Source organism: Paenarthrobacter sp. 10L412 (genome assembly GCF_056395565.1).
Genome location: NZ_JBFTJT010000010.1, coordinates 52,697 through 71,961, shown reverse-complemented (window position 1 = coordinate 71,961; position 19,265 = coordinate 52,697). Strand labels below are relative to the sequence as shown.

Sequence of the window (19,265 nt, the reverse complement as noted above, 5' to 3'; positions counted from 1 at the left end):
ATGCCAGAAACTGAAAACGGCAGGAAGAACGCCGGCCTGCGGAACCCCTTGCGGGATCCGCGGGACCGGCGCCTGAACCGCATCGCCGGGCCGTCGTCGTTGGTGTTCTTCGGAGTCACCGGCGACCTCGCCCGTAAGAAACTCATGCCTGCGGTCTATGACCTCGCCAACCGTGGCCTGCTTCCGCCGAGCTTTGCCTTGGTGGGATTCGGACGCCGCGAGTGGGACAACGCCGACTTCGCGGCAGAGGTGAAAGAGAACGTCAAGGCCCACGCACGGACCAAGTTTGATGAAGCCGTCTGGGAACAGTTGGCTTCGGGCATCCGCTTTGTTCAGGGCGAGTTCGACGACGACGACGCCTTTGAGCGACTCGGAGACGTGCTGGAGGAGCTGGACGAGACCCGCGGCACGCGTGGCAACCATGGCTTCTACCTCTCCATCCCGCCCAAGGCATTCGAGCAGGTCTGCCGCCAGTTGTCCAAGCATGGCCTGGCGCAGGCGAAGCCCGGGCAATGGCGCCGCGTGGTCATCGAAAAGCCGTTCGGTCACGACCTCGAGTCCGCCCGTCAGCTCAACGACATCGTCGAGTCAGTGTTCCCGCCGGATGCCGTGTTCCGGATTGACCATTACCTGGGCAAGGAAACGGTGCAGAACATCCTGGCCCTGCGCTTCGCGAACCAGCTGTTCGAGCCCCTCTGGAACGCCAACTACGTTGACCATGTCCAGATCACCATGGCCGAGGACATCGGTACGGGCGGCCGTGCCGGCTATTACGACGGCGTGGGCGCGGCGCGAGACGTGATCCAGAACCACCTGCTGCAGCTCCTGGCCTTGACGGCAATGGAAGAGCCTATTTCTTTCAACGCCGATGACCTGCGTGCCGAGAAGGAAAAGGTCCTCGCGGCCGTTAAGCTGCCCGATGACCTGTCCACCCATTCGGCCCGTGGTCAGTTCACCGGTGGCTGGCAGGGCGGCGAAGAAGTTCTCGGGTACTTGGATGAGGACGGCATCCCGGCTGATTCCAAGACCGAAACCTATGCTGCGATCCGCGTGGACATCAACACCCGCCGCTGGAACGGTGTGCCGTTCTATCTGCGTGCCGGTAAGCGCCTGGGCCGCCGCGTGACTGAAATCGCGGTTGTGTTCAAGCGTGCACCCAACCTGCTGTTCCGGGACCACAACGATGACGACTTCGGCCAGAACGCCGTGGTGATCCGTGTCCAGCCCGACGAAGGTGCCACGATCCGGTTCGGTTCCAAAGTCCCGGGCACGCAAATGGAGGTCCGCGACGTCACGATGGACTTCGGCTACGGTCACTCGTTTACCGAGTCCAGCCCCGAAGCCTACGAACGACTCATCCTGGATGTACTCCTGGGCGAACCGCCGCTCTTCCCGCGCCATCAGGAAGTTGAGCTGTCCTGGAAGATCCTGGACCCGTTCGAAGACTACTGGGCGGCCCTGGAAGAACAACCGCAACCGTACGCACCCGGTAGCTGGGGACCGGCTTCAGCCGATGAACTCCTTGCCCGCGATGGACGAACCTGGAGAAGGCCATGATCGTAGATCTTCCCGACACAACCACCTCCAAGATCTCCAAGAAGATCATGTCGCTGCGGGAACAAGGCGGCGTGATTGCCCTGGGCCGGGTGCTGACCCTGGTGGTTGTCACGAAGTCCGGGCAGGAAGAAGACGCCATCGAGGCGGCCAACGAGGCCAGCCGCGAACACCCCTGCCGCATCATCGTACTTGCCGATGCCGGGGTTGAGGCCCCGGACCGGCTTGACGCGCAGATCCGCGTTGGCGGCGACGCCGGTGCTTCCGAAGTCATCGTCCTGCGAGGGTTCGGCCACATGGCCCACGAAAGTGAATCCCTGGTGGCAGGCCTCCTGCTTCCGGATGCACCGATTGTGGCCTGGTGGCCGCACGGCGCACCGGAAAGTGCCTGCGAGACGTCCATCGGTCGTATTGCACACCGTCGCATCACGGACTCCGCGAACGAGCCCGACCCCACCCAGGCGCTGGAGAATATTCGCCGGACTTATAAGGCAGGCGACACAGACCTCGCCTGGACCCGCCTGACCAACTGGCGCATGCAACTCGCAGCCGTGTTCGACCAAGTGGACAATGACCCGGTCTCCGCCGTAGCCGTTGAAGGTGCTTCGGACTCCCCCAGCACCCTGCTCCTCGCAGCCTGGTTGGGCCTTGCCCTGCAGGCGCCGGTCACGATCGTTGCCGATCCGGCTGGCACCGGCATCCGCCGCGTCCGCATGACACGTGCCAGCGGTGACGTCCAGCTTTTCCGCCCCGGATTGTCCGTGGCGGAGCTAACACAGCCCGGTCAGCCTGCACAGCGCATCACCCTCCCCCGGCGCAGCCTGAAGGATTGCCTCGCCGAAGAACTCCGCCGGCTGGACCCCGACGAAGTCTTCGGAGAAGTGATTACGATGGGACTGCCATTAACCAGTCAGAGGAGAGTCCAGACCAGTGCACGCTGAGCCCAGAGTAAGCATCCACCCCGATTCCAAGGTGCTCATGGCGGCCATTGCGGCCCGCCTTATCACCAAGCTTGTGGATGTCCAGGACAAGCACGGTGAGGCCACGGTGGTCCTGACAGGAGGAACTGTTGGGATCGGCACCCTGAAAGCGGTGGCGGATTCTGCCGCTGCACCAGCTGTCGACTGGTCAAAGGTGAACTTCTGGTGGGGTGATGAGCGCTTTGTTGCAGCAGACAGCGATGACCGCAACACCCGCCAGGCACACCAGGCCCTGCTCGCTCACCTGCCGGTTGACCCTGCCCGGGTCCATGAGCCCGGTTCGTCGGGCGAGTTCGCATCGGCCGACGACGCTGCGGCTGATTATGCCGACAGGCTGAAGGCAGCAGCAGAGGCAGAGCATGCAGCTGACATGTCCGATACCCGTCCGGAGGAACCCGGTATCTTGCCGCGCTTCGACGTACTGCTGCTCGGTGTTGGTCCAGACGCCCACGTGGCATCACTCTTCCCGGAGCAGGCAGCCATCAGGGAGAAGAACCGTACGGTGGTGGGCGTCGAAAACTCACCCAAGCCGCCGCCGTCGCGCATTTCCTTGACTTTGCCGGCCATCAACACGGCTCAGGAAATCTGGATGGTGGTAGCGGGCGAGGACAAGGCCGGTGCAGTAGGCCTTGCCCTGGCAGGCGCCAACCCTGTTCAGGTCCCCGCAGCGGGCCCCGTTGGGCGCTCGAGGACCCTTTGGCTCATCGACGAGAACGCAGCGTCACGTGTCCCCCAGCAGTTGGTCCGGAAGGACCCCGCGGGCGCGTAACCGCTCCAACGCTCCAGCCAGGACGATTTCGGCGTCCTGGCTGGAGCGTCTTTCTTTAACGTAATCCAAGTGGGACTTGAAGAGGTCGTCTTCCGGCCGGGTTTCCGCAACCTGGCCTGGGTCTCTGGATGCAAGGAGGCCGCACTTGGGACAGTCCCAGTTCTTGGGTATTTGTTCGTCCGGCAGTTTAAGGAAAACAAGCCGCGTCTCGTGTCCCTTGGCGCACCAATACGGGACACGAATACGCGGCAGTTGTTCTCCATCGCCGTGGTCGCTTTGATGCCGAGGAGCAGATCCGAGTGCTACACCAACGCGGGTGCCCCGGTAACCAGGCGTGCCATGAACCATTTTCGAACCCCTAGCGACTCGGTGGTTGGCCGTCACGGCCCGTAGGCCTTACAGCCAACAGGCCCAGTCTAATGCGAGGGGTACGACGGCGGCACTGGTGTTTGCTGCCGATTGATTCAGAAGTGCTGGGAAGGCTCCGTTGGAGGAGCCTTCCCGCGCGAACTATTAGGAATCGCCACCCGAGGTGAAGCGCATGATCAGGCCCAGGCCGATGATGACGACTCCCCACGTGACACCAAGAATGATGGTGAAGCGGTTCAGGTTCCGCTCAGCGACGCCGGAAGAGCTCAATCCGGAGCTCATGCCTCCACCGAACATGTCGGACAAACCGCCTCCACGTCCTTTGTGGAGAAGAATGAGCAGCGTCAGCAGAAGGCTGGTTACGCCCAGCAGGATCTGCAGAATGACATGAAGAACGTCCACGACGGCCTTTCGAAGAAGCGGAAAACGGGAGCCGGACTAGTCCGTGACGAGGTGGCTCTCGAACCTGACAATGTTAGCAAACTCAGCTGGGTCCAGACTGGCGCCGCCCACAAGCAGGCCGTCAACATCGTTTTCTGCCATGATTGCGGCAGCGTTGTTTGCCTTGACGGAGCCTCCGTAGAGAAGGCGCGTCTTTTCAGCTACGCCCTCGTCGAAGAGCTTGGCAAGTTCGGCGCGGATGGCAGCACACATTTCCTGTGCATCGTCCGGACCTGCAACTTCACCGGTTCCGATAGCCCACACGGGCTCATAGGCGACCACCAGCTCAGCAGCCTGTTCCGGCGTGAGGCCTTCGACACCGGCGCGCAGCTGGGTTAGCGTGTGCTCCACGTGTGTTCCTGCCTGGCGGATTTCGAGGCCTTCACCGACACAAAGGACCGGTGTGACACCGTGGCGGAACGCCGCTTTGACTTTGGCGTTCAGGACGTCGTCGGACTCGTTGTGGATGGTCCGGCGTTCACTGTGCCCTACCAAAACGTATGCGCAGCCCAGCTTGCTGAGGAACTGGCCGGAGATGTCACCGGTGTAGGCTCCGGAATCGAACTGGGACAGGTCCTGGCCGCCGTAAACAACGTCAAGTTCATCGCCCTGTACGAGCGTCTGAACGCCGCGGAGATCAGTGAACGGAGGGAAGACGGCAACCTCTACACGGTTGTAATCATGCTTGGCGTCCGAGAGGGTCCAGGCGAGCTTCTGTAGCAAGGTGATGCCCTGGACATGGTCCATGTTCATCTTCCAGTTGCCTGCGATGAAGGGCTTTCGGACAAAGTTGCCGTTGGCAGAGGTAGTCACATGAACTCCAAGAATGCGTTGATAAATGGAACAGCCGGCAGGACGCGTGGGCGTCCTGCCGGCCGGATTGCTGTTTAGCGGTCCAGGACGCTGAGGCCCGGAAGTTCCTTGCCTTCAAGATATTCCAGGCTGGCCCCACCACCGGTGGAGATGTGGCCAAACTGGGAATCCTCGAAGCCGAGGGTCCTTACTGCTGCGGCTGAGTCGCCGCCACCAACCACTGTGAAGGCCACAGTGTCAGTCAGGGCCTGCGCGATGGCCCGCGTGCCGCTGGAGAATGCCTCGAATTCGAAGACGCCCATGGGGCCGTTCCAGAAGACGGTCTTGGCTCCTTCGATCTGCGCCGCAAAAGCAGACGCTGATTCGGGCCCAATGTCCAGTCCAATGCCGGAGGCACCAAAGGAGCTTTCCTCGATGGCATCCGCGCGGACAACTTCGTGCTCGGCGTCCGCCGCGAAACGGCTTGCAACCACGACGTCCGTAGGAATCACGAACGACGTACCGGCGTCAGCCGCACGCTTGAGGTAGTCCTGTACGACAGGAATCTGGTCTTCTTCCAAGAGGCTGCCAGCTACCTTGTGGCCCTCGGCGGCGAGGAAGGTGAACAGCATGCCGCCACCAACCAGGATGGTATCTGCCTTGCCAAGAAGGTTGTCGATGACTGCCAGCTTGTCCGAGACTTTGGAACCGCCCAGGACAACGACGTAAGGCCGCTGGGTGTCTGCGGTGAGCTTCCGGAGAACTTCCACCTCGGTGTGCACGAGGTCGCCGAGGTAAGACGGTAGCCGCGTTGCGACGTCGTAGACACTGGCGTGCTTGCGGTGGACCGCGCCGAAGGCATCGTCCACGAACGCGCCGTTGTCACCCGTGAGGGCAACCAGCTCGTCAGCGAATGCGCCACGCTCGGCGTCGTTCTTGCTGGTCTCGCGGGCGTCGAAACGCACGTTTTCCAAGATGAGTACTTCGCCATCCTGCAATGCAGCTGCCAGCTCCTTGGCGGAGTCGCCAACGGTATCAGCAGCCAATTGGACGTTGAAGTCCGCAAGTTCCGCAAGGCGGGTCGCTGCGGGCTTCAAAGAGTACTTTTCCTCGGGGGCGCCCTTGGGGCGGCCGAGGTGGGCGGTTACGAGCACACGGGCACCGGCGTCCGAGAGCTTCTTAAGGACCGGGAGGGAGGCCTTGATGCGGCCGTCGTCGGTCACTGTAGAGCCGTCGAGCGGCACATTAAGGTCACTTCTGACCAGAATGTACCGCCCGCGGACACCTTCAGCGATGAGTTCGTTGAGGGTGTGAGATGTCATGTGTCTACCCTAGCCCAGCTTGGATGCGACGAGCTCCGTGAGGTCGACGAGGCGGTTGGAGTAGCCCCACTCGTTGTCATACCAGGAAACAACCTTGACCTGGTTGCCGATGACCTTGGTCAGGCCGGAGTCGAAGATCGAGGAAGCGGGGTCGCCAACAATATCCGAGGACACGATGGGAGCATCCGTGTAGCTCAGGATGCCGGCGAACTGATCGGACTCCGCGGCAGTCTTGACTGCGGCGTTGACTTCCTGGACCGTGACTTCGCGGGAAACAGTGACCGTAAGGTCCGTGGCGGAACCGGTGGGGACGGGAACGCGGATGGCGTAGCCATCGAGCTTGCCCTTGAGCTCCGGCAGGACCAGGCCGATGGCCTTGGCGGCACCAGTGGAGGTGGGAACCATGTTGATGGCAGCAGCGCGGGCGCGGCGGAGGTCGCCGTGGGGGCCGTCCTGCAGGTTCTGGTCAGCCGTGTAGGCGTGAACCGTGGTCATCAGGCCACGCTCGATGCCGAAGGCGTCGTTGACTACCTTGGCGAGCGGGCCAAGGCAGTTGGTGGTGCAGGATGCGTTGGAAATGATGTGGTGGGCCGCGGGATCGTAGAGCTCGTGGTTCACGCCCATGACGATGGTGATGTCTTCGTCGCTGGCAGGTGCCGAGATGAGGACCTTCTTGGCGCCGGCGTCGATGTGCTTTTGCGCAGCTGCAGCCTTGGTGAAGAACCCGGTGGATTCGATGACGATGTCCACGCCGAGCTCGCCCCAGGGAAGGTTTGCGGGATCGCGTTCAGCAAGGACAGTGATGGACTGGCCATTAACAATCAGGTTGCCCTCTTTGACTTCCACGGACTGGGTCAGACGGCCGCCGACGGAGTCGTACTTCAGGAGGTGGGCGAGGGTCTCGGGGCTGGTGAGGTCGTTGACTGCGACGATCTCAAGGTCTGCGCCCTGGGCCAGTGCTGCGCGGAAGTAGTTACGGCCGATGCGGCCGAAGCCGTTGATACCAATACGGGTGGTCACTGTGTGTCAATCTCCTTGGTGCTCTTGCAAGCACGCCTAGTGAGTCGGATTTATGTTTCCAACTAACAGACCCCGCACGTCATTGGGCAGAGGTGATTATCAGATCGGAGGGCGACCAGCCACGTTGCTGAAGGCTAACCGCCTTCCGTGACCTATCTTACGTTTAACTAAGCCTGCCCCCGCAACTGCGGGGGCAGGCTTTCCAGTATTTGGTCCCATTTCACTGTTAATGTGACTTTTGTTACATCAACGTGAACCGGGGCTCACCAGCTACAGAACGATGAGGCCCGTAGCGTTGGTGCGGGCTGCTTCGAAGCGCTTGGCGACATCTGCCCAGTTGGCGATGTTCCAGAATGCCTTGACGTAGTCTGCCTTGACGTTGACGTAGTCCAGGTAGAACGCGTGCTCCCACATGTCCAGCATGAGCAGCGGGGTGGTGCCAACGGCGACGTTGCCCTGCTGATCGTAGAGCTGCTCGATGACCAGGTTGCCACCGATGGGCTCGTAGGCCAGGAAGGCCCAACCGGACCCCTGCAGACCCAGTGCGGCAGCGGTGAACTGGGCACGGAAAGCGTCAAACGAACCGAAAGCGTCCTCGATTGCGGCTGCGAGTTCGCCTTCAGGCTTGTCGCCGCCGTCCGGGGAGATGTTGTTCCAGAATACGGAGTGGTTGATGTGTCCGCCGGTGTGGAACGCGAGGTCCTTGGAGAGGCGGTTGATGTTGGCGAAGTCACCCGATTCGCGGGCTTCAGCGAGCTGCTTGAGGGCGTTGTTGGCGCCTGCAACGTAGGCAGCGTGGTGCTTGCTGTGATGCAGCTCCATGATCTTCGCCGAAATGTGCGGCTCAAGAGCTGCGTAGTCGTAGCCGAGCTCGGGCAGAACGTACTCTGTCACGAAATCCTCCAATGTAATGGACCGAAGTCCGGTTTGGTAACTCTCGTTGTGTTCATCCGGCCGGCAGGCCAGCCGGAAATCCTCGGGGAAGAAGTCTGCTCCTGCCACCAACGGGAACAACCCGCCGCGACCTCGCAGTATTTCCTCCACACGTTCTCGATTCTATGGGCGGGAACTACTCGTCCATCATTTCCGGAGTCACATTTGCTTCCGTACCCGGAATTCCGAGATCCAGGGCGCGTTTGTCGGCCATCGCGAGCAAACGACGGATCCGGCCCGCAATGGCGTCCTTGGTCATGGGGGGATCGGCAAGGCGGCCCAGTTCGTCCAGGCTTGCCTGCTTGTGGGCGACCCGGAGTTCCCCTGCGTACTTCAGGTGATCCGGAACATCGTCGCCCAGGATTTCAAGCGCGCGGTCCACCCTGGCGCCAGCCGCAACGGCAGCCTGCGCCGAGCGCCGCAGATTAGCGTCATCAAAGTTGGCCAGCCTGTTGGCGGTGGCCCGGACTTCCTTGCGCATGCGCCGCTCCTCCCAGACCATCAAGGCGTCATGTGCGCCCATCCGGGTAAGGAGCGCGGCGATCGTGTCACCGTCGCGGATAACCACGCGGTCTACGCCGCGGACTTCGCGGGCCTTGGCTTGTATGCCCAGCCGGCGGGCGGCACCCACCAGTGCCAGTGCGGACTCCGGCCCGGGACAGGTTACTTCCAGGGACGAAGAACGTCCTGGTTCTGTGAGGGATCCATGGGCCAGGAAAGCTCCGCGCCAGACGGCTTCGGCATCGGCCGCGGACCCATTGACGACTACGGAAGGCAGGCCACGTACCGGGCGGCCGCGACCGTCCAGCAGTCCTGTTTGGCGGGCCAGGGCTTCGCCGTCGCGGACAACACGGACCACGTAGCGGCTACCGCGGCGAAGGCCGCCACCTGAGACCACGATGATCTCGCTCTGGTGTCCGTAAACCTCGGCAATCGCGGCGCGCAGACGCCGGGCAGTGGAGGCCAGGTCCACCTCAGCCTCGATAACAATTCGTCCCGAAATAATATGCAAGCCCCCTGCAAAGCGGAGCATCGCCGAAACCTCAGCTTTACGGACTGAAGATTTCTTGATGTCCAGCCGGGACAGTTCGTCCTTGACCGACGCGGTAAGTGCCATCGCGTGTGTATTCCTAACTGTTCCCGAAAATATCGTGGTACGCCGCTGCCAAGAGCAGTGGATCATGGACGGGGCGGCGCCTCGAAGCCCCTACTCTACCCAACACCACTTCCGCACCGATCATCCCCGCAGCTTTCTCAAAGGCCTTCAGGTCCTGGATCGCGGAGGGATCGGCGAGTACGACGTCGACGCTGAACTCCGGTGCGTAGCGTCGCAGGACATCCAAGTGGTCGGCCGCCGTCATGCCGGACGTTTCCTTGGTTTCGACGTCAAGATTCATGGTGACGCAGCGCTTGGCTGCGGTATCGCCCAAGGCCTGCCGAAGCTCCGGGAGCAACAAATGGGGCAATACCGATGTGTACCAGGACCCTGGGCCGAGAATGACCCAGTCGGCGAGCTCGATCGCGGTGAGTGCCTCAGTGCAGGCTCGGGCGTCCTCGGGCAGCAGCCGCACTTCCTCCAGTTTTCCGGCAACGGCGCACTTCGCCTGTCCGCTGACGGTCTGCAGCTCATGTCCCCCGCCGGGCAATTCCACCCGGGCCTGGCCCTCGATGGTCAAAGGCACACTGGACATTGGCAGTACCTGGCCGCGCGCGCCAAGCAACGCCCCGGCCCATTTGAGGCCGGCCACGGTATCCCCCAGCAGCTCCCAGAGCGTGACGATGAGCAGGTTGCCCATCGCGTGGTGGTCCAGGGAACCGCCCTTGGCGGTTCCTGCTGTGAAGCGGTGCTGCATGACGTCACGCCATGTCCGCCCCCAGTCGGTGTCGTCGCAGAGTGCACTGAGGGCCATCCGCAGGTCACCGGGCGGGAGGACGCCGTACTCTTCCCGTAGACGCCCGGAGGAGCCGCCGTCGTCAGCTACCGTGACGATCGCCGTCAGTTCTGACGTCAACAGGCGAAGTGCGGAGAGCGAAGCCGCCAGTCCGTGTCCGCCGCCGAGGGCCACCACGGAAGGACTTTTGTTTTGCTGGCTGCCCGGAACGCCCTTCGGCGGGATGAGGGGCAACGGACCCGTAAGGACTCCCATTACTCACGCCCCAGGTCGCGGTGCGTGGTTGTCACCGTAACGCGCGGATATTGCGCAAGGCGTTTGGAGAGCTCGACGGCGACTGCCACCGAACGGTGCTTGCCGCCGGTGCATCCCACAGCCAGGGTGGCGTAATGCTTGTTCTCCTGGCGGTAGCCGTCCAGGACCGGTTCCAGGGCTTTGACGTAACGGTCGACAAACTCCTGGACCCCATCAGCGGAGAGCACGTAGTCGCTGACGTCCTCATCCAATCCTGTGTGGGGACGAAGTTGCGGCACCCAGTGCGGGTTGGGAATGAAACGGGCGTCGGCCACGAAGTTGGCGTCTACGGGCAGGCCGTACTTGAATCCAAAACTCATGACATTCAGCCGGAGCGTCACAGGTCCGGTATCGCTGAACAACTCAGTGATGGCTGTTGCAAGGCCGTGCACGTTGAACTCACTTGTGTCCAGGACGACGTCGGCATGCTCCCGCAGTTCGCGCAGGACCTCACGCTCTATGCCGATTCCGTCAAGGATCCGTCCGCCGCCCTGCAGCGGATGCGGACGCCGGCCTTGTTCGAACCGGCGGACCAGGACTTCATCGCTGGCATCGAGGAACAGTACCCGGAACGTGATGCCAGTGGCGCTCAAGGCGCCCAGGGCGGTCTGGATGTCAGTAAAGAGGTCCTTGCTTCGGACATCCACCACTACGGCCAGCTTGGGGATGGATTTAGGCGCGTGCGAGACGATTTCCGCCAAGGTGCCAAGCATCTGGGGAGGAAGGTTGTCTACAACGTACCAACCGTGGTCCTCCAAGGCGTCCGAAGCGGTACTGCGGCCCGCCCCCGACATGCCGGTAACCACCAGCAGTTCCGCCTCCGCCGGCTTGACGGGCGTTAGTCCGTCCTGCTCCGCGCTGGCTCCTGCCGTTGCCTCATCCATCAGTGGTCCCCGTTTCCTTGGAAGTGGTTGTTACAGCCTGACCGGTGGCATCGCAGTTGCGGCCACCGGTCAAGTTCTTACCCTAGCTAAGATTCGAGGATTTCGCCGGTCGTCATGTTCACCGCAGGAGCGGCGTCTCCTGCGTCGTCGCTGGAACCCAGATGCTGCACGACTGCAGCTGCCAACGCCGGACCGATGCCCTTGGCGGAGGTGAGTTCCTCCACACTGGCCGCCCGGATCTTCTTGAGGGAGCCAAAATGTGCCACCAAAGCCTTGCGTTTGGCCTCCCCAAGGCCCGGAACGCCGTCCAGGGCAGAGACCGTCATGGCCTTGCCGCGCTTTTGCCGATGGAAGGTGATTGCGAAGCGGTGGGCTTCATCGCGGATGCGCTGGAGCAGGTACAAGCCCTGCGACGTCCGGGGAAGGATCACCGGGAAGTCGCTGTTGGGAAGCCAGACCTCTTCAAGGCGCTTCGCCAGGCCAACCACGTAGACGTCGTCGATGCCCAACTCAGCCAAAGCACGCGCTGCAGCATTGACCTGCGGCTGCCCACCGTCCACCACCACCAGGTTGGGCGGGTACGCGAACTTGGCTTTGGGGGCCGGCATGGTGGGGTCCGACGGCGGCGCTTCAGTTCCATTGGCAGCTGCGGCGGTGCCCGCACGGGTTGGGTTGATGATTTCGCCGGAGACGGGCACCTGGGCGGCCTTGTCAGTGAGGTAGTGACGGAAACGGCGCGTCAAGACATCGTGCATGGCGGCGGTATCATCGGCTGCCGCCGCTCCCGTGATGGAGAACTTGCGGTAATCGGACTTCTTGGGCAAGCCGTCTTCCACCACAACCATGGACGCCACCACGTTGGTTCCTTGGACGTGCGAGATATCGAAGCATTCGATCCGAAGCAGCGGAACCGGAAGCTCAAGGGCCTCCTGAAGCTCCTGAAGGGCAAGCGAGCGGACGGTGATATCCCCGGCGCGGCGGGTCTTGTGCAGCTTCAGCGCCTGCTCGGCATTCTCCCGGACCGTTGACATGAGCGCAGCCTTGTCACCACGCTGGGGCACACGGATATCCACCTTTGCCCCGCGAAGCCCGCCCAGCCATTCGCTCAGTTCGGCATGGTTGCTCGGATTCTCCGGAACGAGTACTTCCCGGGGGATGCGGCCCTGGACCTCGCTGTCTTCCCCGTAGACCTGTTGCAGCAAGTGCTCGATGAGTTCCGGCGTCGTGGCGTCTTCAACTTTCTCCACCACCCAACCACGCTGTCCACGGACCCGGCCGCCGCGGACGTGGAACACCTGTACTGAGGCCTCGAGCTCGTCTTCATGCAGCGCGAAGACGTCGGCGTCCGTATCCTCCGCGAGGACTACGGCGTTGCGTTCGAAGACCTTGCGCAGGGCGATGATGTCGTCCCTGAGCCGTGCGGCGCGCTCATAGTCGAGCTCCGCGACGGCGGCCGCCATGTCCTTTTCAAGCCGGTTGATGAAGCGCTTGGCTTCCCCGCCCATGAAAGCGCAGAAGTCCTCGGCAAGTTGGCGGTGCTCCTCCGGCGTCACGCGTCCGACACAGGGTGCTGCGCATTTGTCGATGTAGCCCAGGAGGCAGGGGCGTCCACTGGCTTGTGCCCGCTTGAGGACGCCTGCGCTGCAGCTGCGGACCGGGAATACGCGAAGCAGGGTGTCCATGGTTTCCCGGATGGCGCCCGCCGTGTAGGGGCCAAAATACCTGGTGCCCTTTTTACGCTCGCCACGCATGACCTGCACCCTGGGGTACTTCTCCCCCATGGTGACGGCCAGGTAGGGATAAGTCTTGTCGTCCCGGAAGACCACGTTGAAACGCGGCTTGAATTCCTTGATCCAGGTGTACTCCAGCTGTAGCGACTCCAACTCGCTGCCCACAACGGTCCACTCCACGCTGCTCGCGGCATGGACCATGGCATGCGTCTTGGGTAGGAGCCCCGACGGGTTCGCAAAGTAGGAATTCAGCCTGGAACGGAGGTTCTTGGCCTTGCCCACGTAGATGACCCGGCCGTGGGGGTCGCGGAAACGGTAGACGCCCGGGGTGGTGGGAATTTCACCCGTCTGGGGTCGGTAACTTGCTGGATTTGCCACGATTCCAGTCTAGTGAACTGGACCGACAGCCAGCGCCAAGCGCTCAGTCCACCGACTTGCTTTGGTTGTAGCTTGTGGACCGTTCCTGACCACTGAGGGCAGCGATGGCATCCATGATCTTGTCCGTCACTTGGCGGCGTGCAGGAAGGGAATGGTCCGGGCCCGTCTTGTCGAAGTAGAGCGGCTCGCCAACCTTCATGGTGAAGTGCTGGGGACGGACCGCGTTCTTGTCCGCTGGCTGCAGTTTCTCCGTGCCTATCAGCCCCACGGGAATTACGGGTGCGCCCGTGGTGAGTGCCAACCAACCGACGCCGGTCCGGCCGCGATACAGGATGCCGTCGCGGGACCGGGTGCCCTCCGGGTAGATTCCAATGCCCTTCCCGGACTCCAGGATGTCCAGCAACGTCTTCAGCGCCTGCACGCTAGCTGCCTGTTCACCACGTTCCACCGGGATGGAACCGACGGCTTCGAAGAAGGACTTCATCACAGCGCCCTTAACGCCTTTGGTGGTGAAATACTCCGCCTTGGCGAAGAACGCCACTGGACGAGGCATGAGCGCCTGGACAATCACGCTGTCCAGGAACGAGAGATGGTTCGGCGCCACGATGAACGGGCCGTCTTTGGGTACGTTCTCCAGTCCAATGACCGTGGGCCGGCACGTGCTGGAGATCAGTCCACGTGTAGTCCAGCGGATCGCATCAAAGACTGCCATCGTTTTGTACCTCGCTCAGTGCCGCCGCGCGGACAGCGTCAAGTTCTTCAATTTTGGTTCGCAACTCAAGGGCGGTGCCGACCACGGCGACCGCACCGGCTTCCTCCAACTCGCCGTCCGAAGCGAAGCCCCAACGGACCCCAATGCAATCCAGGCCGTTGGCCATTGCTCCGGCAACGTCCTGGTGCCGGTCTCCCACCATCACAGCAGGCTGGGAGTGGAGATCCGCCAAGGCTGCGCCAACAATCTCGATCTTGCCGGACGCGGAATTGGCCGCCAGCGATTCGTCGTCGGCAGCTCCCCTAATGGACACAAAGAAATCCGCAATACCGTGATGCTCAAGGACAATCCGGGCAATACCTTGGGGCTTCTGGGTTGCAACGGCGACGGGCCGCCCTGTTTCGGCGAAGAATTCAAGGAGGTCGAAGATTCCCGGATACAACTTGCTCTGGCCAATACCGGTTTCCCTGTAATGCCGCCGGTAGCGGGAAATGGTTTCATCGACCAATTCCGCCGGGACATTCGCTAAATGCAGGAGTGCATCGCTGAGCTTGGGGCCAACCATGGCGTTCAGCACGGCCTGTTCCGGAACCGGGAGGCCCATTTCGCGCAGGGCCGCGGATATTCCTCCTGTGATACCGCCGGCTGGATCGACAAGGGTGCCGTCCAGATCGAAAATTACGGGCACCGTTGTTTGAGTCACCGGGTTAGTTTCTCACGAGTAGCGGCATGCCTGAAACTCGCATGCCGCTACCGGAATACTTCTGGCGTGCTGAAGATATTCTTTAGCCATCCGGCGAGGCAGTTCGGGCTATCAGCGCAGAATTTCAGCAAGGAACGTTGCGGTGTGGCTGTCAGTGGACTTGGCTACCTGCTCAGGTGTGCCCGTTGCGACGATTTTGCCTCCACCTGAACCACCGTTCGGTCCGAGGTCCACAATCCAGTCCGCGGACTTGATGACGTCCAGGTTGTGCTCAATGGTGATCACGGTGTTGCCCTTGTCCACCAGCCCCTGGAGGACCATGAGCAGCTTCCGGATGTCCTCGAAGTGCAGGCCGGTAGTGGGTTCGTCCAGAACGTAGATGCTGCGGCCGTTGGACCTCTTCTGGAGTTCTGCGGCCAACTTCACGCGCTGCGCTTCACCACCGGACAGGGTTGTGGCTGGCTGGCCCAGCCTGACATAGCCCAGTCCCACGTCCACCAAGGTGTTCAGATGCCGCGCGATGGGGGTGAAGGCAGCAAAGAATTCAGCGCCTTCCTCGATGGGCATGTTAAGGACGTCGGCGATTGTCTTTCCCTTGTAATGCACTTCAAGGGTTTCGCGGTTGTAACGGGCGCCGTGGCACACCTCACAGGGAACGTAGACGTCGGGCAGGAAGTTCATTTCGATCTTCAACGTGCCATCTCCGGAGCATGCTTCGCAGCGTCCGCCCTTGACGTTGAACGAGAAGCGGCCGGGCTGGTAACCGCGGACCTTTGCTTCCGTGGTTTCAGCAAACAGTTTCCGGATGTTGTCGAAGACGCCTGTGTACGTTGCCGGGTTGGAGCGCGGTGTGCGTCCGATGGGGCTCTGATCAACGTGGACCACCTTATCCAGGTGCTCCAGGCCATTTACGCCACGGTGCCGTCCGGCAACCTGCTTGGCGCCATTGAGCTTGTTGGCGAGGACCTTGTAAAGGATCTCGTTCACCAGCGTGGACTTGCCCGAACCACTGACGCCCGTCACTGCCGTGAAGAGCCCCAGCGGGAACGTGGCATCCACGTTGTCCAGGTTGTTTTCCCTGGCACCGACAACCTTCAACTCACGTTTTTTGTCGTACTTGCGGCGCTTGGCCGGGATATCGATCTTGCGGCGGCCGGACAGGTAGTCGCCCGTCAAGGACTCCTTGTTCTCCAGCAGCTCTTTGTACGTACCTGAATGCACCACTTGTCCGCCGTGCTCGCCGGCGCCGGGTCCAATGTCAACCACCCAGTCCGCTTCATGGATGGTGTCCTCGTCATGCTCCACCACGATCAGGGTGTTGCCGAGGTCGCGCAGGCGGGTCAGCGTCTCGATCAAGCGGCGGTTATCGCGCTGGTGCAGGCCGATGGATGGCTCGTCCAGGACGTAGAGAACTCCCACGAGGCCGGAACCAATTTGCGTAGCAAGGCGGATGCGCTGGGCTTCACCGCCGGACAAGGTCCCGGAAGGACGCTCCAGGTTCAGGTATTCAAGGCCCACGTCCAAAAGGAACGTCAAGCGGGCCTGGATTTCCTTCAGGACCTGGTGGGCAATCTGTGCTTCGCGGTCGGTCAGGGTCAGGCTGCCCAGGAACGAGGCGCATTCACGCATGGGAAGGGCCGCAACTTCAGCGATGGACTTGCCATTGATCAATACCGACAGCGACGCAGGGTTGAGCCGTGCACCGTTGCACTCGGGGCAGGGAATCTGGCGCATGTACTCTTCGTACCTGTCCCGCGCCCAATCCGAATCAGTTTCGCCGTGCTTGCGGTGGACATATTGAATGGCACCCTCAAAGCCGGTGCTGTACTTGCGTTCCCGGCCGAACCGGTTCCGATACTGGACGACTACCTTGTGGTCCTTGCCGTGCAGCACGGTGTTCCGGACATCCTTGGGGAGCCTTTCCCAGGAGGTGTCCATGGAGAAGCCGAGTTCGTGGGCCAGGCCCTCCAGAAGGCGGTTCCAGTACTCGGTGGTGGCGGTGCCCAGGGACCAGGGAGCGATGGCGCCCTGTGCCAGGGAAAGCTCCGGATTGGGAACAATCAGTTCCTCGTCCACTTCAAGCCTGGTTCCAATGCCACTGCACGCTGAGCAGGCGCCAAAGGGGTTGTTGAACGAGAAAGAGCGTGGCTCGATTTCATCGATGGCCAGGGGGTGCTCGTTGGGGCATGCGAGGTTCTCGGAGAAAGCACGGATACGTGCGGGGTCCCCGGCCTCAAGGTCCACGAACTCAATCAGCACCCGGCCTTCTGCCAAGCCCAGGGCAGTTTCAATGGAATCGGTAAGCCGCTGGCTGATGTCTTCCTTGACCACCAAGCGGTCCACTACCACCTCGATGGTGTGCTTGAACTGCTTGCCAAGCTTGGGCGGCTCGCTGAGCTGGACCAGTTCGCCGTCCACCCGGGCGCGCGAATAGCCTTTGGCCGTCAATTCCTTGAAGAGGTCCACGAACTCGCCCTTGCGCCCGCGAACTACGGGAGCGAGAACCTGGAATCGTGTGCCCTTTTCCAGTTCCAACAGCTGGTCAACGATCTGCTGCGGGGTTTGCCGGGCGATGGGCTCGCCGCAGACAGGGCAGTGCGGGCGGCCTACGCGCGCCCAGAGCAGACGCATGTAATCGTAAATTTCCGTGATGGTGCCCACGGTGGAACGAGGGTTCTTGCTGGTGGATTTCTGGTCGATCGACACCGCCGGCGACAGGCCCTCAATGAAGTCCACATCCGGCTTGTCCACCTGGCCCAGGAACTGGCGGGCATAGGCGGACAACGATTCCACGTACCGCCGCTGTCCCTCGGCAAAGATCGTATCGAACGCCAAGGAGGACTTGCCCGAACCTGAAAGGCCCGTGAACACGATCATCGCATCCCTGGGGAGGTCCAGATCTACATTGCGCAGGTTGTGTTCACGTGCGCCCTTGACTACCAACCGGGACAGGTCCGGCCTGGTGGGCTTGGTATCGGGAACGACGGCTACGCTCTTCGGGGCATCGATGGCTGCATCTTCAGCTAAGGCTTTGGGCACCTACCAATGCTAATCGAAAACTTCTTCGAATTTCCATGTCGTGCCTCACATGCTACTGATCGGTATCAATCAGCGTCATATGCGGCCGCAAGAAGCTGCACAGCTTCCGCGAATGACGCTCCTTGGGCTTTGGCCGCAGCAGCATACTGGGCGGCGACTTCCGCAAGCGCGCCCCAGCGGTCATCCCGGGCACACACGATGGTGCCGTTGCGTCCCCTCGTAGCGACGACGCCAGCAGTCTCCAGTTCCTTATAGGCGCGGGCCACGGTATGTGGGGCAACATCCAACACGCCCGCCAGGTTGCGCACCGGAGGGAGCTTCGCTCCAACTGCGAGGACCCCGGTGTCTGCCAGTTCGATGATGCGCAGCCTCAGCTGCTCAAAAAGGGCAACTCCGCTGCTGGTGTTGGGGCGCCAGTTCCCGGGAAAGCCGTCCATGGCAGTCATCGCGAACACCGGCCAGGCGCCGGGACCCATGCGGGCGTTTGCTGCTGATTGAAGCGTCCATGGTCCATGCCGAGAATTAGACCAGCGACGCGGAAAGGGTACAAGCCACCGACGGCTGGAAACTTAATTGCTACGACCGGCAACAGGTCTTGGCGGCTCATATGTCTTTCCGGGCCACCGCGAAGATCCGGCGGAACGGGAACACCGTCCCGTGGCTTGTGGCCGGATACGCCTCACGCAGCAAAGCAGAGTATTCCTGCTCGAAGTCGGCGGCGTCGCCGGGAGACAAGGCGGCCAGGACGGGCCGCAGTCCCGTGCCCCGCACCCATTCAAGTACCGGGTCCTTGCCCGGCAGCAGCTGCTGGTAGGTGGTTTCCCAAGCGTCAGCTGCACAGCCGGCGTCGAGCATAATACCCAGGTAGTCCGCTGGACTGCCCACAATGCCCTCATGCCGAAGAACGCCGCCGAGGCGGGAGGACCATTTGGGTGACTCGGCGAGCTCCCTCATGAGCGTGTGCGAAGGGGATGTGAAGTTTCCCGGCACTTGCAGGGCGAACCAGGCACCCGGTTTAAGTGCACTTAGCCAGTGACCGAGCATGGCTTGGTGCCCGGGAACCCACTGGAGCGCGGCATTGGTTACTACGACGTCGGTCTCCTGGTCAGGCTGCCAGTCAGCAATATCCGCCTGCTCGAATTCCAGGTTGGCGGATTTCCGGGCCTGTCCAGCTGCCTTCGCCAGCATCTCGCCGGAGGAATCGAGGCCGACTACGCGGGCGCCAGGCCAGCGGACAGCCAGCGTGGCTGTGAGGTTACCTGGGCCGCATCCAAGATCCACCACTTTCTGCGGCGACTCAGCCTGGATCCTGGCCACCAGGTCATGGAACGGCCTGTCCCTGTGATTGCCGAACTCCACATACTTGGACGGATCCCACCTCATATAAGCCTCCTTGCGTTTGGCAGCAGTGCTGGGGCGAGCCTAAACCGTGCGGGCACTAAGCTGGAAACCA

Annotated in this window: 18 protein-coding genes; 3 read left to right on the top strand and 15 right to left on the bottom strand. The window is 61.9% G+C overall.

Annotated features, from left to right (window positions below):
* The 3 genes from zwf to pgl are packed head-to-tail and all read left to right on the top strand — an operon-like array spanning position 1 to position 3,303.
* A complete protein-coding gene (zwf, locus tag AC1DD7_RS14980; protein ID WP_431115210.1) occupies positions 1 to 1,557 on the top strand; it encodes a glucose-6-phosphate dehydrogenase in 1,557 nt (518 codons plus the stop codon).
* Positions 1,554 to 2,495 (top strand): glucose-6-phosphate dehydrogenase assembly protein OpcA, encoded by a 942-nt coding sequence (locus AC1DD7_RS14975; RefSeq protein WP_477515612.1) that lies wholly within the window; start codon positions 1,554 to 1,556, stop codon positions 2,493 to 2,495. Before zwf ends, AC1DD7_RS14975 begins: the two co-directional genes overlap by 4 nt.
* Positions 2,485 to 3,303 (top strand): 6-phosphogluconolactonase, encoded by an 819-nt coding sequence (gene pgl / locus AC1DD7_RS14970; RefSeq protein WP_477515611.1) that lies wholly within the window; start codon positions 2,485 to 2,487, stop codon positions 3,301 to 3,303. Before AC1DD7_RS14975 ends, pgl begins: the two co-directional genes overlap by 11 nt.
* Here pgl and AC1DD7_RS14965 read toward each other — a convergent pair.
* The 15 genes from AC1DD7_RS14965 to AC1DD7_RS14895 all read right to left on the bottom strand — a co-directional run bounded on the left by AC1DD7_RS14965 (position 3,256) and on the right by AC1DD7_RS14895 (position 19,195).
* Positions 3,256 to 3,651: an RNA polymerase-binding protein RbpA gene (locus AC1DD7_RS14965; RefSeq protein WP_442005392.1), complete on the bottom strand. Its 396-nt coding sequence runs from the start codon at positions 3,649 to 3,651 to the stop codon at positions 3,256 to 3,258. The genes pgl and AC1DD7_RS14965 overlap by 48 nt on opposite strands.
* Positions 3,652 to 3,816: 165 nt before the next feature.
* Positions 3,817 to 4,074 (bottom strand): preprotein translocase subunit SecG, encoded by a 258-nt coding sequence (gene secG, locus AC1DD7_RS14960; RefSeq protein ID WP_216925786.1) that lies wholly within the window; start codon positions 4,072 to 4,074, stop codon positions 3,817 to 3,819.
* Between the two features lie 36 nt (positions 4,075 to 4,110).
* Positions 4,111 to 4,926: a triose-phosphate isomerase gene (tpiA, locus tag AC1DD7_RS14955; RefSeq protein WP_431115206.1), complete on the bottom strand. Its 816-nt coding sequence runs from the start codon at positions 4,924 to 4,926 to the stop codon at positions 4,111 to 4,113.
* 74 nt (positions 4,927 to 5,000) lie between these two features.
* Positions 5,001 to 6,227 carry a phosphoglycerate kinase gene (locus tag AC1DD7_RS14950; protein WP_223946065.1) on the bottom strand — a complete coding sequence of 409 codons (1,227 nt, stop codon included), beginning with the start codon at positions 6,225 to 6,227 and terminating at the stop codon, positions 5,001 to 5,003.
* Positions 6,228 to 6,236: 9 nt separating this feature from the next.
* Positions 6,237 to 7,247: a type I glyceraldehyde-3-phosphate dehydrogenase gene (gene gap, locus AC1DD7_RS14945; protein ID WP_477515610.1), complete on the bottom strand. Its 1,011-nt coding sequence runs from the start codon at positions 7,245 to 7,247 to the stop codon at positions 6,237 to 6,239.
* 270 nt (positions 7,248 to 7,517) lie between these two features.
* A complete protein-coding gene (locus AC1DD7_RS14940) occupies positions 7,518 to 8,141 on the bottom strand; it encodes a superoxide dismutase (RefSeq protein ID WP_431115203.1) in 624 nt (207 codons plus the stop codon).
* 175 nt (positions 8,142 to 8,316) lie between these two features.
* Complete coding sequence (whiA, locus tag AC1DD7_RS14935; RefSeq protein ID WP_018777554.1) at positions 8,317 to 9,297, bottom strand: DNA-binding protein WhiA; 981 nt, start codon at positions 9,295 to 9,297, stop codon at positions 8,317 to 8,319.
* Positions 9,298 to 9,310: 13 nt separating this feature from the next.
* Positions 9,311 to 10,327: a gluconeogenesis factor YvcK family protein gene (locus tag AC1DD7_RS14930; protein ID WP_477515609.1), complete on the bottom strand. Its 1,017-nt coding sequence runs from the start codon at positions 10,325 to 10,327 to the stop codon at positions 9,311 to 9,313.
* A complete protein-coding gene (gene rapZ / locus AC1DD7_RS14925; RefSeq protein WP_477515608.1) occupies positions 10,327 to 11,250 on the bottom strand; it encodes an RNase adapter RapZ in 924 nt (307 codons plus the stop codon). Before rapZ ends, AC1DD7_RS14930 begins: the two co-directional genes overlap by 1 nt.
* Positions 11,251 to 11,336: 86 nt before the next feature.
* Positions 11,337 to 13,358 (bottom strand): excinuclease ABC subunit UvrC, encoded by a 2,022-nt coding sequence (gene uvrC / locus AC1DD7_RS14920; protein ID WP_477515607.1) that lies wholly within the window; start codon positions 13,356 to 13,358, stop codon positions 11,337 to 11,339.
* A 43-nt stretch (positions 13,359 to 13,401) separates the two neighbouring features.
* On the bottom strand, positions 13,402 to 14,070 hold the full coding sequence (locus tag AC1DD7_RS14915) for a lysophospholipid acyltransferase family protein (protein ID WP_431115199.1): 669 nt from the start codon (positions 14,068 to 14,070) through the stop codon (positions 13,402 to 13,404).
* Complete coding sequence (locus AC1DD7_RS14910) at positions 14,057 to 14,773, bottom strand: HAD hydrolase-like protein (RefSeq protein WP_477515606.1); 717 nt, start codon at positions 14,771 to 14,773, stop codon at positions 14,057 to 14,059. The genes AC1DD7_RS14915 and AC1DD7_RS14910 overlap by 14 nt, the downstream gene beginning before the upstream one ends.
* Positions 14,774 to 14,884: 111 nt before the next feature.
* The gene (gene uvrA / locus AC1DD7_RS14905; protein ID WP_477515605.1) at positions 14,885 to 17,812 is read right to left on the bottom strand and encodes an excinuclease ABC subunit UvrA; all 2,928 of its coding nucleotides are present in this window, start codon (positions 17,810 to 17,812) and stop codon (positions 14,885 to 14,887) included.
* Positions 17,813 to 17,877: 65 nt separating this feature from the next.
* Positions 17,878 to 18,258, bottom strand: a complete 381-nt coding sequence (locus tag AC1DD7_RS14900; RefSeq protein ID WP_477515604.1) for a GntR family transcriptional regulator — start codon at positions 18,256 to 18,258, stop codon at positions 17,878 to 17,880.
* Between the two features lie 157 nt (positions 18,259 to 18,415).
* Positions 18,416 to 19,195 (bottom strand): trans-aconitate 2-methyltransferase, encoded by a 780-nt coding sequence (locus tag AC1DD7_RS14895; RefSeq protein ID WP_477515603.1) that lies wholly within the window; start codon positions 19,193 to 19,195, stop codon positions 18,416 to 18,418.
* Positions 19,196 to 19,265 lie beyond the last annotated feature (70 nt).

Coding starts and splice junctions, on each gene's coding strand:
- AC1DD7_RS14915 (WP_431115199.1), bottom strand. CDS start 14,070: ATGGCAGTCTTTGATGCGATCCGCTGGACTACACGTGGACTGATCTCC.
- AC1DD7_RS14900 (WP_477515604.1), bottom strand. CDS start 18,258: ATGACTGCCATGGACGGCTTTCCCGGGAACTGGCGCCCCAACACCAGC.
- AC1DD7_RS14950 (WP_223946065.1), bottom strand. CDS start 6,227: ATGACATCTCACACCCTCAACGAACTCATCGCTGAAGGTGTCCGCGGG.
- AC1DD7_RS14975 (WP_477515612.1), top strand. CDS start 1,554: ATGATCGTAGATCTTCCCGACACAACCACCTCCAAGATCTCCAAGAAG.
- zwf (WP_431115210.1), top strand. CDS start 1: ATGCCAGAAACTGAAAACGGCAGGAAGAACGCCGGCCTGCGGAACCCC.
- AC1DD7_RS14895 (WP_477515603.1), bottom strand. CDS start 19,195: ATGAGGTGGGATCCGTCCAAGTATGTGGAGTTCGGCAATCACAGGGAC.
- AC1DD7_RS14930 (WP_477515609.1), bottom strand. CDS start 10,327: ATGGGAGTCCTTACGGGTCCGTTGCCCCTCATCCCGCCGAAGGGCGTT.
- AC1DD7_RS14965 (WP_442005392.1), bottom strand. CDS start 3,651: ATGGTTCATGGCACGCCTGGTTACCGGGGCACCCGCGTTGGTGTAGCA.
- whiA (WP_018777554.1), bottom strand. CDS start 9,297: ATGGCACTTACCGCGTCGGTCAAGGACGAACTGTCCCGGCTGGACATC.
- rapZ (WP_477515608.1), bottom strand. CDS start 11,250: ATGGATGAGGCAACGGCAGGAGCCAGCGCGGAGCAGGACGGACTAACG.